The sequence below is a fragment of the Pedobacter arcticus A12 genome (assembly GCF_000302595.1).
GTDB classification, from domain to species: domain Bacteria; phylum Bacteroidota; class Bacteroidia; order Sphingobacteriales; family Sphingobacteriaceae; genus Pseudopedobacter; species Pseudopedobacter arcticus.
This window is the reverse complement of record NZ_JH947126.1, coordinates 79249-94443: the sequence shown is the minus strand read 5'-3', so window position 1 is coordinate 94443 and position 15195 is coordinate 79249. Positions and strand designations below refer to the sequence as shown.

Sequence of the window (15195 nt, the reverse complement as noted above, 5' to 3'; positions counted from 1 at the left end):
TTTGGTACGGGCCATCTCTAGGGGGAAGCTTCCGTCTGTTGCCATCTGGCTGGGTAGTAGAACAGTTTTGTAACGGTCTGAGGCAAACTTAAGCAGTTCCCCATTGCCCGTAAGCTTTGCAAAACCGGCTATCTGTAAAGTAAAACAGGTTCCGTGATTGTTCTTTGCGTTCATCTCCTCGATACCGTTCTTGCTGGTCATCAGCCATTTGGTATAGCTGGAGAACCAGCTCTTGATGGCTTTCAGATCGGCAGGACTGATTTTATCTGACATCACCAAAGCTCCCTGTGCAACATCCAGCAGATGGATGGTATCGATGATACCGATACCCCTGCCTTTGAACCTTCCGGTAATGGCCTGTGCGTATTCCAGGTCTGGGTTCATCTTGGTGCTGGCGTTTACAAACCAGGCTTTCAGATGAAGAACTGCCTGCTTTACATACTTTTCCTCTCCCGTGATCTTATATGCTGATGCCAGAGCACCCACGATCCTGTTCAGACGGATCATCGCCAGCCGGTGTGCAACAAAGTTGTCCGGATTGGTCAGCCCGTCTTTCTGGATATAGGGCGCACTGGCGTCTTTTGGATCCGGCCACCAGTAGTCTCCCTCCGAAAAGAAATCATGCTTCCCGCCCGCACTTCTTGTTGATGTTTCTGCGGTGACGGTGACCGGTTGCTGTTGCATGGCCCAGTCTGCCTCGGCCAGGGTCTGTTGTTTCAGAACTTCTTCTGCCTGCTGTGCTATATTGGTTTTCTTGTCCAGTTTGGGCGAACATCCCACAAAAAACAACACTCCGATAATACTTAAGAATCTCTTCATTTTTTACAAGTTTAAGAACTGGGTCGGGATACTATCTGACTTTACAGAGGCAATGCTTTTCCCCTTGTTTGTATATAAACTGATTACTGCTCTTCCGTTGTACAGCTGTACTTTGCGTGAGCCTGAGGAGGTTCCCTGATCATCGATCAGTTTCCCGTCTCCGGTCAGCCCGAAATAAACGTATTCTTTCGCATCCAAACATAAGACACCATTGGCATCCAGCAGTTTTGCCTCTATCGTGATCTTCCCATCGGCCTCTTGTAGCTTTGTCAAGGTCAGCTTTGCGGGCTTGCCCCATTTGGCGGTCTGGTACTCTTGTCTTATCTCATCGGTTACGGTCTGTTTTCCTCTTTTGGCCACAACCCTGATCTCGTTGTTCCCTTCTTGGTAGTTCACCATCCAGCGTAAACCAGAAGCTGGAAAGTCTTGGCTATTCCGTTTTTTAACGCCCTGGCTTTTTCCGTTCACGAAAAGCTCTGCCTCATCGGCATTGGAATACACTTTTACCATCCGCTTATGTCCCTTATCGCCCCAGCGTACCGGCCAGCTGTGCCCGTAGATGTGTGCCATCAGTCCTTCTGTCCAGTACGACTGGAATACGTAGTATGCTTCTTTCCTGGTAAAATCTCTTTCCACTACTCCCTTCTGGTTCATGTATGGAACGGGATTCTCTGGACGTACTGGTGTAGAGAAATCTTTGAACGGCCAGTATGCGGTCCCGCTCAGCCAAGGCATGGTCTCCTGTTCTTTCAGGTGCCAGTCGATCAGGTTCACGATATATGACTCGCTCCAGTCGCCATCTTTGGATACTCTTGCGCTCCCGCCGTAGAGCGAGGCATCTCCTGCCCGCTCGTCTGCACTGTCTGCTTTCCTTACCTTGCTCAGTGCATCGTCCGGGGATTCTGAATGGCGCCCTGCATGGCTGTCCCCTCCCCATTCTACGTGTATAAAGCGGTCGACGGTATCGAACTCTTTCTTGGATACTTCTTTGTAATCTGTGTAGATCCCGCGGTACCAACCTGCCCAGATAGATGGAGAATACACATCTACGATATCCTTACAGAAATCACAGCGTCTGATCGCGGTCAGCCGGGTGTTGTCAAGTTTATGGCTCAGGCTGTTCAGTTCGCTCATGTAGGTTCTGATCTTTCCTTGGTCAAAGGTGGTAAAATCATTCGGCCAGTCGTTCTCGTTACCCAATCCCCAGATGATTACAGATGGATGGTTGTAGTGCTGTTCGATCATATTGGTAAGCATCCGCTTGCCCTGCGCCTGGTAAACTTCGCCTCCCAGACCGCCACGGCACCATGGAATTTCTTCCCAAACCATAATCCCTAGGCTGTCGCAGAGATTTAGTACGATGCGTGACTGCTGGTAATGCCCCAAACGAATAAAGTTTACACCCATATCTTTCATCAGCTTCATCTCGCTGCGAATCATATCTTCTGTCATGGCTTGGGCCACCCCAGCGTGGTCTTCATGGCGGTGTGTTCCTCGTAACAAAAGACGCTTTCCGTTCAGCATAAAGGGTCCCTTCTTTACGAACTCAAAATTACGGAATCCTACTTTTTCTGTGTGTACTGCTCTCTCGCCGTTCTGTTCCACACTGATCTCTACGGTATAGAGGTTCGGCGTTTCCGGGGACCAGAGCGTTGGCTTTGTCACCTTTAAATGTGCTAGTTCTTCCTGCAGTTTTAAACCTATTATGCTTTTTTGGCTGTTGCTGATGGTTTTCCCTTTTGGGTCGATCACTTTGATATTGACACTGGCTTTCGCGATGTTCAGCGGGTTGTAGAAACGTGATGATATCTTCAAGATTCCCTGTCTGCCTTTTGCATCAACTTCTGACAAAGCAAAAACTTTATCTATTGACAGCTGTGGAGCGTAGACGAGGTTAAGGTAACGGTAAAGTCCGCCATAAACGTTGAAATCGGAAAGATCCGAAGGCATCATCTCTAAATCTCGCGTATTGTCGCAACGGATGGAAATGGGGATTCTGCCCCTGAACCTACCGCTGAACACGCTGTCTTTTCTGAAAGATGCAACCGCATCCGTGATGTCGACAGTCCATTCATCGTATCCACCTACGTGTTCGCCTACCTTGGTATTGTACACATACACCTGTGTCTTCTGCCCGGCACCTTCAAAATGCAGTAGGGTTCTACCGTTCTTATATGGATTCTCAATTTTTAGATTACTGCGGTACCAGCCGGGTCCCTGATAATAATTTACGTCTGGGTCTACCGCGTCTGTGGCGTTGAAGCAGTGCGGAAGGGTTACTCCTGTCCAGATCGGAACTGTCTCCGAACTCCCCGCCTTTGCATCGCGGTTCGCCTCCCAGATCCCGCCAAGGTCGCTCCTCAAGAACTCCCAGCCCTGCCTGAGCCGTTCGCTCTGTTGGCCATAGGTGGTTATATAAGGAAACAAAAATAGGGCTGTAAGTAGAATAATTTTTAGTCTAATCATTGATGGTTTGTGATTTGGAAGTAGGGTTTTAAAACTCCTATTGTGTAATAATTAAAAGATAGATTCGTATTCATATTAATTTCACCTCGCATCAATTCCAAAAAATTGAGCTTGGCTTAACATACACAATTGGATACAACCGCTATCGTCTAATTGCATTGCTCTAGATTTCGAAAAAAACAATATTGTAAACACGTTTTTGAAATTAAAACAGCAGGTTAACAACTCCTTTAAATGTTTAAAGCAATCCCAAAAAAAGGAATTTTAAAATGGAAAAGATTAATGAGATTTGGCTATTTCATAAACTTAATTGGTAAAGTGCAAAACACCTTTCAATAATTAACACTTAAACAAAGAACTAATTGTTTATGGAGAAGTCCTTTCTTAATCTAATATCTTCGGAAGAACTACCAATCATTAGTTCAAACTCACCAGGTTCCACTACCCAGTTCATGTCTTTATCTAATAATTCTAAATCCTGAACCGCGAACTTCAAAGCCACCAGTTTTTCCTCATTTGGCGTAAGATTTACACGTTTAAAAGCTCTTAACTGAGATTCATAAACAATAACACTGCTCAGCTTATCCTTAAAGTAGAGTTGAACCACCTCGTCTCCAGCAAATTTACCGGTGTTTTTAAGGTTAAAACTTACGCTGATACTATCTTTTTGAGATTGATTGATAGACAAATTACTATAGGCAAAAGATGTATAACTTAAACCATAGCCAAAAGGGAACAACGTTCCGTTAACTCTGGTTTTACCAAATCCATTATCTCCCGATGAAGGCTGACTAGCTTGTGAACCAGGCTTAAAAGGAAAGTTCATCTCTATTTGTCCGATAGATTTTGGAAAAGTAACGGGCAATTTACCACCTGGATTATATTCGCCAAACAAAGCTTCTGCTATCACTTTACCTGCACTTGGTCCGGGGAACCAAGCTTCCAAAATAGCGGGTAAATAATGGTTTTCCCAGTTTATAGTTAAAGGGCGCCCATTAACCATTACCAAAATCACGGGTTTTCCTGTGGAATATAAAGCTTTTAACAGCTGATGTTGCCGACCCGGTAAATCTAAACTTGTTCTGGAAAGGCTCTCTCCTACTAATTTTTCGTTTTCGCCAACTACAGCAATAATAACGTCTGATAATTTTGCTTTTTCTACCGCTTCATCAATCATTTGTTGCTCATCAGCGCTTAATGGCGTTTCTATAATTTCTGTCCCAGGCCAACCCGGATTAGTAATATCGCAACCTTTTGCATAATCAAAACTTAATTGTTGGCTTTCGTATTTCTTTAAACCATCAAAAACTGAAACGGATTGATTGTTTGACGGACCATACCTGCTTACGGTATAGTCGATTTCTTTGGCTAACGGACCGGTTATTAAAATTTTCTGTTTCTTATTTTTTGATAATGGAAGTAATTGATCGGCATTTTTTAGCAACACCAGAGATTCTCTATTCAGCTGCTCTGCAAATTTTTGTTCCGCTGCTTGATGAACAATTTTATCTGCTGATTTGGGGTTACTATTTAAAGGCTGATCAAACAATCCTAAACGGAATTTCACACTTAAAACCTCCTTTACTCGTTGGTTTAGTACATCGATACTCAACGTACCTTCTTTAACCGCATCTCTTAAGTTATTGATGTAATTATCTGGTTGTCTAAAATTGGTCCAAACATTTAAACCAGCGTTTAATGCCTTAACAGATGCGTCTTTAAAATCTTTAGCGACACGGTGTTTTGAATAAATAAATTCCACCGCCTCACTGTCAGAAACCACATAGCCGTCAAAACCATATTCCTTGCGCAATAAATCGGTTAAAAAATAAGAACTCGCAGTAACTGGAATACCATCCCAATCGTTATAACTACTCATTACGCCCATTGGGTGCGCTTGTTGGATAACTCTTTTAAACGGATAAAGATAAATTTGGTGTAACTCTCTTGGCGACACATGCGGATCGGTACGAGCATTTCCATCTCTACCACCTTTTGGAACACTGTAAACGGCGTAATGCTTTAAAGTTGCTGCAACTCCGTTGCTCTGTATACCTTGTACCATCTTTTTTCCGAGTTCCGAAATCAGGAAAGGCTCTTCGCCGTAACATTCTACAATTCGTCCCCATCTTGGGTCTCTGGCTACGTCTAAAATTGGCGCATAAACATTCGTATAACCTAAAGCTTTAGCTTCTTTACCCACAATTTGCCCTGCTTGATATACCAAATCTGGATTCCAAGTACTACCAATGCCAATGGGTGCACAAAGTGGTGTTGCCCTATCATGACAAAGACCGTGAATGCCTTCATTTGTAAAATCAACCGGAATACCCAGTCGCGTTTCTTCTATAAACCATTTTTGCAAGGTATTGATAGCCATTGCGTGTTTACTGTATGGAAAGGAGTATGCTGTAACTGCCTTTTTATTATTGGGCAAGCTATTTAAAGCTTCGTCCATATTGGCAATTCCGTCTTTCCAGATGGAATTTTTCCATTCCTGCGTTGGCATTTCATCTTTTAAAACTCTCCCATAACCGTATAGTGTTGCGGTCTGGTTGGTTTTTTCTGCTATTGTCATTTGTGATAGCAAATCATTTACTCTTTCATTTATAGGTTTAGTAGGGTCTTCGTAGATGTCTTTAACGCCATTTTTATTAAAATCTATCCAATTTTTATGAAAGATATTAGTGTTTTGTGCGTAGGAAAGGCTATTTAGAACAGTAAAAAGCAAAAAAGGTAAAAAAAATCTCATAGTTATTATATGTTTAAGCTGCCATCATTTCTTTCTGATAAATTAACGGACTTTTTCCCATAATACTTTTAAAACACTTATGAAAACTCGCAAAATTATTAAAGCCACTCTCGTAACAAACCTGCTTAATATTTAATCTATTATCTATCAATAATTTACAAGCTTGGCCGACTTTTATTTCTGTTAAGAACTGGGAGTAGGTTTTTTGTGTACGTGATTTAAAATATCTGCAAAATGAATTAGGGCTTATTTTTGCCACGTCTGCAATCTCTTCTAAATTTATTTTATTCCGATAATTTGCAAATGTATAATCGTAAATATCGCGGATTCGATCTCTTTCGGACGGCTCGGTATCCATGGCAAAACCAATAGACGTAAGTACCTCAACCTCTTCACATTTACTAATTTCAATTAAAGCATGGATTAGGTAAATAATTCGCTCGGCGCCACTTGCTTTTAACATATTGCCCAACATTTCTGCTATCCGCTCTTTATTTCCTTTGATAATTTTAAGCCCTCTTTTAGATTTCTCAAGCAATACCCTTAATGGCTTGTTTTCGGGTAAATTTAAAAATGCCTCACCCAAAAAGTTTTCGGAAAAGTGAGCCACGTTAACATCCGGAGCTAATGTATTTTCTTCTTGAGAATAGCACTCATCAAACCGCCAATAATGTGGCAAATTTTTACCAACCAAAATAATATCGCCATTGCCGAAAGGCATTACACTATCTCCAACAAATTGTGTCCCTTTTCCTTCAATAAAATGTATAAGTTCAACTTCTTGATGATAATGCCATTTATTATTTATAAAAGGCTTAGAGTCTTGGCGTACACTTAAAGATTGTGTTGGCTCCATGGATACTTTTAATAATTGTGGTTTCATCTTAGTTAAATTTAGGTTAAGAAAAAATAAATTAAAACACAATTAGACTGCGCAACAAAGCCTTCCGCCTTACATCATTCTCTTTAAATCATGTAAAAGCTTATTAAACTCTAGAAGATTATTTCTTTATTCTCGCTTTATAATTGGTATTGCTAAAGTAGGGCTAGTAGCTGAATAGTATAGGTGAATATCTTAGGGAAGATACGGTAGAATCTTAGTATTCGTCGTTTTTCGATGCAAAAACGGGAATCAACCAACATTCTGAAAAATAGTAATGGAAAATGAAAAAGATTGACATTTTTAGTTTTAGCAGCTAATGCTGTTTCTGGAATGAGTTATATTAAGGTGCTGTAAAATTACTAATTGAACATCTTGAACCTTACACTTTTTGATGAAATGCTAATTAGGCTGACTAACTAGCTAATAAACAGCAATAAGTCTGATAAAATTATCACTTCCTTCATCCCTAATTATGAAAAAAATAGCTTTACTATCTACCGCCTTTCTGTTTAGCATTTCACTGCTATATGCACAGCCTGCAAATATAATCGAGGTGAGCACCAATCATATCAACTACCTTTTTACGGGTACACCGGGTGCAACACTTTATCAAAACTACCTTGGTACTTCGCTAAAAAAAGAAAGCTACGGAAACCTTAAGGATGCAACGGAGGCTTATGTTGGTGCTGGAATGAAAGACGTTTTTGAACCTGCAGTTAGAGTAGTTCATGCAGATGGCAACCCCTCTTTAGATTTACGTTTTGTAAAAGTGCAAACCCAAAAAACCAATAGCAACTTAACGGAAACTATTATTTACCTCAAAGATCCGGTGTATTTAACTGAAGTAAATTTACACTTTAAAAGTTTTTACAACGAGGATGTGATTACCACCTGGACCGAAATAATTAACAAGGAAAAAAGTAATATCAGCTTAAGCCATTATGCTTCGAGTATGCTTCATTTTAATGCAGATAAATACTTTCTTACGCAATTTCATGGAGATTGGGCAAGGGAAATGGACATGCTCGAAAGCGAGTTAACCAGCGGAATTAAAATTATTGACAGCAAACTGGGCAGCAGAGCAAATATGTACCAAAGCCCGGTTTTCTTTTTAGCAAATAACCGCCAGGCTACCGAAACAGAAGGTGAAGTTATTGCTGGCACTTTAGCATGGACCGGTAATTTCCAGTTTCTTTTTGAAATCGACCGCACCAATAGGTTACGGGTGCTAACGGGAATAAATCCTTTTGCTTCTACTTTTTCTTTAAAACCTGGCGAAACGTTTAGCACCCCCGAATTTATATTTACCTATAGCAATTCGGGAAAAGGACAAGCCAGCAGAAATTTACAAAAATGGGCTCGGAAATATGCCGTATTAGATGGCGAAGAATCCAGAATGACACTACTCAATAATTGGGAGGCTACCCATGTAAAATTCGACGAAGAAAAACTGGTGGAGCTTTTTGATGGCGCAAAGCAATTAGGTGTTGATTTGTTTTTGTTGGATGATGGTTGGTTTGGCAATAAATACCCCAGAAATGATGATAAAACCGGGTTGGGCGATTGGCAGGAAGACCGAAAAAAATTACCAAATGGAATCTCATATCTGGTAAAAGAAGCTACTGCAAAAGGAATTAAGTTTGGCATTTGGTTAGAACCCGAAATGGTAAGCCCAAAAAGTGAATTGTATGAAAAGCACCCGGATTGGGTTTTAAAACTTCCTAATCGCGAGGAAGCCTATCAACGTAACCAATTAATTTTAGATTTAATTAATCCAAAAGTTCAAGATTTTGTTTTTGACCTCGTTGATAAAATGATGATTAAAAACCCCGATTTAGCTTATATTAAATGGGACAACAATAGATTTATGACCAACACCTATTCGCCTTACTTAAAAAAAGACCAATCGCGTTTATACATTGATTACACCCTTGGCTTTTATAAAATAATGCAAAGAATAAGAGCCAAATATCCACACTTGCCAATTATGTTATGTGCTGGTGGCGGAGGCAGAACAGATTATGGTGCATTAAAATATTTCACTTCTTTTTGGCCGAGTGACAATACAGATCCTGTGGAAAGAGTGTTTATCCAATGGGGATATTCTAACTTTTTCCCTACAAATACCATCTCTAGTCATGTAACCTCCATGGGCAAGCAATCACTCAAATTTAGAACAGATGTTGCCATGATGGGCAAATTAGGATACGATATTAAAGTAAACGGAATGACGCCGGACGAACTAAGTTTTAGCCGTTCTGCAGTGCAAAATTACAAGCAGTTAAGTCCAATAATATGGTTTGGAGATTTGTACCGATTGATTTCTCCGTACGAACAAGACCGGGCAGTACTTATGTACGTTGATTCGACCAAAAACAAAGCGGTACTTTTTAGCTATAACCTATACCTCAGAAAAAAACAAATCTTTGAAAAAGTAAAACTGCAAGGTTTATATCCGCAAAAAGAATATCTGATCAAAGAAACCAACTTAATGCCCGGTTCATTGGCAGAAAACCCTGAAAATGGAAAACTGTACACTGGCGAATACCTCATGAATATTGGGTTAAATGTGAGTCCAGCGAAGTTAAAACCTGTAACCAGTACCGTTTTAGAAATTATATCAGAATAAAAAACCTCAGCATGAAAAAAATATCAAGCATTTTTATTGCACTATTAATCAACAGCATAACAACAAAAGCTCAACAAAAACATCAATTGACAAAACTTTGGCAAACCGATACGGTGGTTGCGGTACCCGAATCGGTTTTACCCGATTTTAAGAAAAATATTTTGTACGTATCGCAAATTGGCTTAGGCAATAACATGGCGTTTGACAATAATGGCAAAATAGCAAAACTTGGAACCGATGGAAAAATAATCGATTTGCACTGGGCTAGCGGATTGGATTCGCCTAAAGGGTTGGGGAGGTTTGGGAATAACCTTTACGTTGCCGATTTAAATAAAGTAGTGATTATTAACATCGCTACCGGAAAAGTAAAGAAGAAAATTTTAGTTGAAAATGCAGTAATGTTAAATGATATTACTGTAAATGATAAAGGAGTAGTTTACATTTCCGACTCTAAAACCAAGAAAATCCATACCCTAAAAAACGACGAACAGCTTAGTACTTTTATGGAAGGTGTTGGCGGTGTAAATGGTTTAAAAGCTATTGGCGATGACCTTTATATTTTAGGTGGAAAACGTTTTTTTAAAGTTGATGCAGAAATGAAGGAAACCGATATTGCGCAAATTTCACAAGGTGGAGATGGCTTAGAACCTATTGGAAATGGCGATTTTTTAGCAACCAGCTGGGGAGGCTATATTTTTTACGTTCATGAAAATGGTGCTGTAGAAACTTTATTAGACAGTCACAGCCCAAGAGTAAACACTGCCGATTTAGCTTATGACGCTAAAAAGAGAATTTTATACGTTCCTTCGTTCAACAATAAAATGGTAACTGCTTACCAACTTAAATAAATTAGGTTAAATTAATATTATCACAAAAGAAGAATCCTTCAGGAATTTACATACACCATGCTGAACCACATTTATCCGAATAGTTTGGACACTATTTAGATGAATGTGGAAACTTGCCAATCTTCATTCCTCTAACAATAAAGAAGGTTATTTACGCTTTACAGGTACCTGCTTAATTAGCCATTTACTCAATTCTTCCATGGCATTATAATTCTCATACTCTTTAGGTATCCTTTTACCGTCAACGTACTCGTTATAAATCCAAGGGTCGCCTACCGCAAACACTGTCCCTTTACCATATTTAGCTACCGCCATAATTACATCCCCTTTATCGCTAATTAAAGCCGTTGCGGGCTGTTTTACAGCTATGGCTGATATTTCTTTTAGATATACTGCTTTAGGTTTGGGAAACACCTCGTTTCCAGCAGGAATATCAATCTTTCCTATTAAGAAATTTTTATCTTTTACCATATTGCGATTATGAGTAAAAGTAACGCCAAATTTACCGGCGAGTTTATTAAAATGTTTAAGTTCTACATTGGTGCTGTCATTGGCCATCAAAACTAATACACCCCCTTTTTTAACCCACTTTGCAATTGCTTTGATATGCTGATTTTCAATATAATTGGGGTTCGGATTTTCTTCTGGTCTATCAGGGTCAACTATAATATAAACATCAGTATTCGCTAAACTTTTTAATGTGGGAGCAGTTTCTAAGCTATTAATTTGAGCACCATACTTTTTAAAAACATCACCCCACATAGAAAAACCAGTCATTTTAGCATCTTCCCACAGGTAATGGAAACGGTAAATTTCGCCAGAAACATCCTTTTTAGTTTCCCGATTAAAATAATAGTCGAGCGTAACTGTTTGTGCATGTGCAACAGTAAAAAAGCTAGCCATTAAAACACTAGTAAAAAATTTTAAGTTGATCATTATTTTTTATTTAAATGATTTCGAACCAAAAAAATGCTAAGAGTTTGTTTTTAAAAAATCCTCACGATGTGGCGTAAATACGTCAATCAGCACACCCGGTTCTTTACAAACCACGCCATGTATTTTGTGGGGAGGTGCATAAAACCCATCACCTTTTTTTAAGGTTTTTGTTTGGTCGTCAATTGTTGTTTCAAAAACGCCGGTTTCTACATAAGTAACCTGTGAATGATGGTGCTGATGTAAAGTTCCAACTGCACCAGCTTCAAACTTCACCTTTACCATCATTACGGTATCGTTATAGCCGTAAATCTGGCGTTTAATTCCGTCTCCTAGATCTTCCCAATTGGTTTCTGTTTCTATTTGGAATAGGTTGTTCTGCATTATTAAGAATTTTATATTTTTTGTTAAACGTATTTACAATTTATCTTTTTATTGGCCATCTCCTTCTACTATAGAAAAATCAGCAAACCTTACCTGCTCATCTCGTAAGTACGATTTGTTATTTAAACTTCTATATATCCCCCATTTTGGTCGGCAAAAAGTGGTTTCTTTACGCCACAAATCTATATCGCTATTGGAGTAAGTCAACAGGCTCGCACCATCAGAAATTCTATTTATCTTCACTTCATAAGTACCATGAGTACCATATTTTATCTTTTCTGTCACTTCTACCCATACTCCTTTGAAAGCAGATAAATCAACTTCCTTCACCTTTCCTAAAGTAGTAGCCGAGGTTCCTGCCGTGTGGATAATTTCTAATTTATCCTGATTTCCATATCTTGGAGAAATGGTAATCAGTGGTGAACCATCGTCTCCGTCGCCAGCTTTAATTTGATGAATATGGGTAAAACTTGGCGATGGCTGAAAACCAACAGGCAACATAAATTTCCAACGATAGGTAACCGTTTCATTTAGAGCTCCTTTTAAACTATCTGGCGAAGGTCCGTAGGTTTTAATTTCATTCCTCTGCCTGTCGGTTGAGCCATTGCAACGATCATCATCTGGGCTTGTGTGGATGGTAAATACAAAAACATTTTTCTTCAAAACATCATCGTAAATTTCAGAAATATGCCTTCCAAAATCTGTATGTCCGCAATCCGGAACTTCCATTGCGGTTCCTCCGAGCTTGCTATTCAACAATTCATAGGTATTCCCTGGGCCGTCTGCCTCTAGTAAAAACCCTAGTTTAGTTTTAATGGGTGGTTCTTCCTTAACCGGCGGATCTTGGTTGTTTTTTTGGTTAGATTTTGATTTAGAACAATTTACGAATAGTAGAATGGTAAAAACCCAAGTCCATTTAAGTGTTGTTTTTTTCATAATATAATTGTCTTTGAAAATGTTTCTTTTTAAATGATTGAGCAAAGCAGGCAATTAAATCATTTAGGTATAAAGTTTATTAACCTATTTTACCATTTTAATAAAGGTTATGAACATAAAAGCTCTTGTTATCCCGAAAATGATACAACAAGAGCTAAAATATATTTGGTCTTTGTAAAATTTAATGCTGTACTACTATCTGCTTTCTGATGGTTTTTCCCTTGTTTAGGATGTGCAGATAATAAGTACCATCAGGTACATCTTTGGTTGAGATATTGATAGCATTTTTATGTCCATCGCTTTTGGCAGATTTCAGCACCAAGCCTTTATTATCTATCAGCTTGATCTCGAATGCCGGCACTTGTATTTTTTTGGCAAAAACTTCATTTTTAACGGGTTGCTTCTGTGGAGCTTCGTAAGTTACCGTAAGTTCGTTTTTTACTGGATTGGGGAAATAGCTATAAGACCTGTTTTGGCTATAATCTACATGTACAGACCGACTATAGCTTTCCACTTCCCCACAAGGCGTGGTTATTTTAACCTGTATATCATAGTAGCCCTCGTAAGGAAAAATGATATCAATTGACTGCTCACTTCCGGTTTCAAATGTGTAAACCGGGTTTCCGGTAATTATCCATTCATAAGAAATGGCATCTGGACATTCTGGAACGAAGTAACCAAAAGAATCTCCATAATCGGTAATATATTCAGGTCCCGAAGGTCTATATAAAGAGGCTAATGGAAGTCCAGTAGTAATGTTTTTAACCGGGAGCGTCAGGTTGCCACAAGCAGTATTCACTGTCGCTGTTAAGGTTCCTGTACCGTTTGCAGTTTTTGTTACACTTACCGGGTTGGCTGTATTTGAACTTGAAATACTGATAGTGCCTGTTGTTGTCCAGTTTACAGTTGCACCACTGAGTAAGTTTGGTATTTCGTAGGTTTCTGAAGTAGAACAAAAAGTGGACGGGCCGGAGATAGATAATGTCGTAGCTAATGCTTTGGTAACCGCTGCACATGCGTTAACACGGCCGTAACCAGCATCAGCGCACCATCCACCATTGGGCTGCCCGGAAACGCCGAAACTATACGTATAGCCACCTACTTTGTCACAGGTTGTTTCTAAAATATTCCTTACCTGTGCAGATGTAAGATAAGGATTTACAGAAAGAATTAAGGCAACTACCGCTGCGGCATTGGGACAGGCTGATGATGTGCCATTAAAACTAGTAGTATAACCACCACTATTTATAGTTGTAGGTATCAAAACTCCTGGAGCAATTATATCTAATCCAGTCCCATAATTGCTTCCCCACCATCCTTCGCCATCGCAACTTACCCCATTCGGATCTGTCGAAACTCCAGAGTTCACTACAGTTGATGAGCTTGAAGAACGCTTCCTTGTGTCACAATTACTACTTGCACCAACAGCGATAACCGATGAATTTGAAGCAGGATAACTTATTGAAGTATTATAATTCCCTGTTGCAAATAGAACGACAGCATTCTTATTTACAGCGTAACTTATCGCGAGGTCAATGGTACTTGAAGGCGAAGTGCTCCAAGAGTTTGATAAGATTCTCGCACCCATATCTACTGCGGTAACAATAGAGTTACTCATTATAGTGCTACTTGAGATGAACCCACCTCCAGAAGTACCAATCCCTATTCTTACAGGGATAATTTTTGCATTATAAGCTACTCCCTTGATTCCTTTATTGTTATCAACACCCGCAATGATTCCTGCACATGCGGTACCATGATAATCAGAAGAATTACTTCCACCAGAACTGCCATTCCCCGTCGCATCGTATCCACTTAGTAAATTATTTTGGAGATCTTCATGGGTTAACTCTACCCCAAGATCCAAAACAGCTACTTTTATTCCACTTCCGGAATACCCCGCGTCCCATACCGGCTTAATTTTCATGTCGGCACCTGTAGTTCCTCCATGTTGTCCCGTATTTTCTATATTCCATTGGTAAGGTAGATATGGATTTTCCATTTTTCCGATCACGATAAAGTTTGGTTCGGCGATACTTACGATTCCCAGATCAAAAAGCTTATTGCATAATGCGATAATGTCATTTCCCGAACGATATTTTGATTCATAAAGACTTAGATAATAACATCCCTCAAATTTTGGATGAGGGATAAGTTTACCATAACCGCTGAATTGCTTAGCTAAATTGTTTTTATTTGTAGGCATAATAAAGAGTTCTGAAGTCGGGACTTGTAACATCCCATTTTCAGTTTTATAAAAGGGCATTATAAACTTTCGTTCGTACATTTTTAAATTTCTTGACACACTCGTTGTATCAGTTACAACGAAGCCGAAAGTACTATCGGTTTTAAAAAAAATCTGTCCTAAAATTTCCTTTAGATTATAATGTTCATTCTTTTCTTTAGTTGTTCTATACTCAACATAATAAACTGAATCTGCTTGGGTCATTTCAGTTCGATATCCATTCGAATATAAGGTTATGCTCTGTGCAGTTACAAAAAAGTAATTTGACAGACAGAATAAAAGTAGGAGTGTTCTTTTCAT

At 39.3% G+C, this 15195-nt stretch carries 10 protein-coding genes; 2 read left to right on the top strand and 8 right to left on the bottom strand.

Annotated elements, in window-relative coordinates:
* From B176_RS19165 to B176_RS0107230, 4 genes are all read right to left on the bottom strand, one after another.
* On the bottom strand, positions 1-819 hold an 819-nt coding region (locus tag B176_RS19165; RefSeq protein ID WP_237739811.1), incomplete at its 3' end, for an alginate lyase family protein.
* Between the two features lie 3 nt (positions 820-822).
* Positions 823-3285 (bottom strand): glycoside hydrolase family 2 TIM barrel-domain containing protein, encoded by a 2463-nt coding sequence (locus B176_RS0107245; protein ID WP_017258128.1) that lies wholly within the window; start codon positions 3283-3285, stop codon positions 823-825.
* A 358-nt stretch (positions 3286-3643) separates the two neighbouring features.
* Entirely contained in the window at positions 3644-6037 is a 2394-nt protein-coding gene (locus tag B176_RS0107235) for a glycoside hydrolase family 3 N-terminal domain-containing protein (protein WP_017258126.1), read from the bottom strand.
* A gap of 13 nt (positions 6038-6050) precedes the next feature.
* Positions 6051-6920, bottom strand: coding sequence for an AraC family transcriptional regulator (locus B176_RS0107230; protein WP_017258125.1), 870 nt, complete (start codon positions 6918-6920; stop codon positions 6051-6053).
* Between the two features lie 472 nt (positions 6921-7392).
* On the opposite strand from B176_RS0107230, the gene B176_RS0107225 reads away from it, so the two are divergent.
* Complete coding sequence (locus B176_RS0107225; RefSeq protein ID WP_017258124.1) at positions 7393-9549, top strand: alpha-galactosidase; 2157 nt, start codon at positions 7393-7395, stop codon at positions 9547-9549.
* 11 nt (positions 9550-9560) lie between these two features.
* Positions 9561-10397, top strand: coding sequence for an SMP-30/gluconolactonase/LRE family protein (locus B176_RS0107220; protein WP_017258123.1), 837 nt, complete (start codon positions 9561-9563; stop codon positions 10395-10397).
* A gap of 147 nt (positions 10398-10544) precedes the next feature.
* On the opposite strand, the gene B176_RS0107215 is transcribed toward B176_RS0107220, so the two are convergent.
* From B176_RS0107215 to B176_RS20200, 4 genes are all read right to left on the bottom strand, one after another.
* Positions 10545-11333: a DUF4350 domain-containing protein gene (locus B176_RS0107215; protein WP_017258122.1), complete on the bottom strand. Its 789-nt coding sequence runs from the start codon at positions 11331-11333 to the stop codon at positions 10545-10547.
* Positions 11334-11369: 36 nt separating this feature from the next.
* Positions 11370-11714, bottom strand: a complete 345-nt coding sequence (locus tag B176_RS0107210) for a cupin domain-containing protein (protein ID WP_017258121.1) — start codon at positions 11712-11714, stop codon at positions 11370-11372.
* A gap of 48 nt (positions 11715-11762) precedes the next feature.
* Positions 11763-12650, bottom strand: coding sequence for a heparin lyase I family protein (locus tag B176_RS0107205; protein ID WP_017258120.1), 888 nt, complete (start codon positions 12648-12650; stop codon positions 11763-11765).
* A 181-nt stretch (positions 12651-12831) separates the two neighbouring features.
* On the bottom strand, positions 12832-15195 hold the full coding sequence (locus tag B176_RS20200) for a S8 family serine peptidase (protein ID WP_083852694.1): 2364 nt from the start codon (positions 15193-15195) through the stop codon (positions 12832-12834).

Bases quoted from the DNA above. Each gene is read 5' to 3' on its own strand.
- B176_RS0107245 (WP_017258128.1), bottom strand. From the start codon at position 3,285: ATGATTAGACTAAAAATTATTCTACTTACAGCCCTATTTTTGTTTCCT.
- B176_RS0107235 (WP_017258126.1), bottom strand. From the start codon at position 6,037: ATGAGATTTTTTTTACCTTTTTTGCTTTTTACTGTTCTAAATAGCCTT.
- B176_RS0107230 (WP_017258125.1), bottom strand. From the start codon at position 6,920: ATGAAACCACAATTATTAAAAGTATCCATGGAGCCAACACAATCTTTA.
- B176_RS0107210 (WP_017258121.1), bottom strand. From the start codon at position 11,714: ATGCAGAACAACCTATTCCAAATAGAAACAGAAACCAATTGGGAAGAT.
- B176_RS0107215 (WP_017258122.1), bottom strand. From the start codon at position 11,333: ATGATCAACTTAAAATTTTTTACTAGTGTTTTAATGGCTAGCTTTTTT.
- B176_RS0107220 (WP_017258123.1), top strand. From the start codon at position 9,561: ATGAAAAAAATATCAAGCATTTTTATTGCACTATTAATCAACAGCATA.
- B176_RS20200 (WP_083852694.1), bottom strand. From the start codon at position 15,195: ATGAAAAGAACACTCCTACTTTTATTCTGTCTGTCAAATTACTTTTTT.
- B176_RS0107225 (WP_017258124.1), top strand. From the start codon at position 7,393: ATGAAAAAAATAGCTTTACTATCTACCGCCTTTCTGTTTAGCATTTCA.
- B176_RS0107205 (WP_017258120.1), bottom strand. From the start codon at position 12,650: ATGAAAAAAACAACACTTAAATGGACTTGGGTTTTTACCATTCTACTA.